1 rRNA gene is annotated in these 1359 nt (G+C 58.0%); it reads right to left on the bottom strand.

The annotated features are described in order from the left end of the window. Window positions 1–21 precede the first annotated feature (21 nt). Window positions 22–1359: ribosomal RNA gene (locus ACWGKS_RS29970) — 16S ribosomal RNA — on the bottom strand; the annotation flags it as partial.

The following is a 1359-nucleotide window of genomic DNA, read 5'->3' as shown; positions in this document are numbered from 1 at the left end:
GGCCTGTAAAAGACTCCTTAGAAAGGAGGTGATCCAGCCGCACCTTCCGGTACGGCTACCTTGTTACGACTTCGTCCCAATCGCCAGCCCCACCTTCACTCATTCCCTCCCACAAGGGGTTAGGCCACAAGTTTCGGGTGTTGCCGACTTTCATGACGTGACGGGCGGTGTGTACAAGGCCCGGGAACGTATTCACCGCGGCGTTGCTGATCCGCGATTACTAGCGACTCCACCTTCATGGGGTCGAGTTGCAGACCCCAATCCGAACTGAGACCGGCTTTAAGGGATTCGCTCCACCTTACGGTCTCGCACGCCCATTGTACCGGCCATTGTAGCATGTTTGCAGCCCAAGACATAAGGGGCATGATGACTTGACGTCGTCCCCACCTTCCTCCGAGTTGACCCCGGCAGTCTCCCATGAGTCCCCACCATTACGTGCTGGCAACATGGAACAAGGGTTGCGCTCGTTGCGGGACTTAACCCAACATCTCACGACACGAGCTGACGACAGCCATGCACCACCTGTCACCCACCAACTAAATGACCCTGTATCTCTACAGGTCCACGGGTGATGTCAAACCTTGGTAAGGTTCTTCGCGTTGCGTCGAATTAAGCAACATGCTCCGCCGCTTGTGCGGGCCCCCGTCAATTCCTTTGAGTTTTAGCCTTGCGGCCGTACTCCCCAGGCGGGGCGCTTAATGCGTTAGCTACGGCGCGGAAACCGTGGAAAGTCCCCACACCTAGCGCCCAACGTTTACGGCATGGACTACCAGGGTATCTAATCCTGTTCGCTCCCCATGCTTTCGCTCCTCAGCGTCAGGTAAGGCCCAGAGACCCGCCTTCGCCACCGGTGTTCCTCCTGATATCTGCGCATTTCACCGCTACACCAGGAATTCCAGTCTCCCCTACCTACCTCTAGCGTGCCCGTATCCACTGCAGAACCGGAGTTAAGCCCCGGTCTTTCACAGCAGACGCGACACGCCGCCTACGAGCTCTTTACGCCCAATAATTCCGGACAACGCTCGGACCCTACGTATTACCGCGGCTGCTGGCACGTAGTTAGCCGGTCCTTATTCCCCACCTACCGTCAACCCCACGAGAACGTGGAGCCTGCGTTAGTGGTAAAAGAGGTTTACAACCCGAAGGCCGTCATCCCCCACGCGGCGTCGCTGCATCAGGCTTTCGCCCATTGTGCAATATTCCCCACTGCTGCCTCCCGCAGGAGTCTGGGCCGTGTCTCAGTCCCAGTGTGGCCGGTCGCCCTCTCAGGCCGGCTACCCGTAATCGCCTTGGTAGGCCTTTACCCCACCAACAAGCTGATAGGCCGCGAGCCCATCCCCAACCGAAAAAACTTTCCAC

The sequence above is a fragment of the Nocardiopsis sp. NPDC055879 genome, assembly GCF_053615935.1.
Note: the sequence above shows the minus strand (reverse complement) of the source record. Positions and strands in the feature narration are given on the sequence as shown.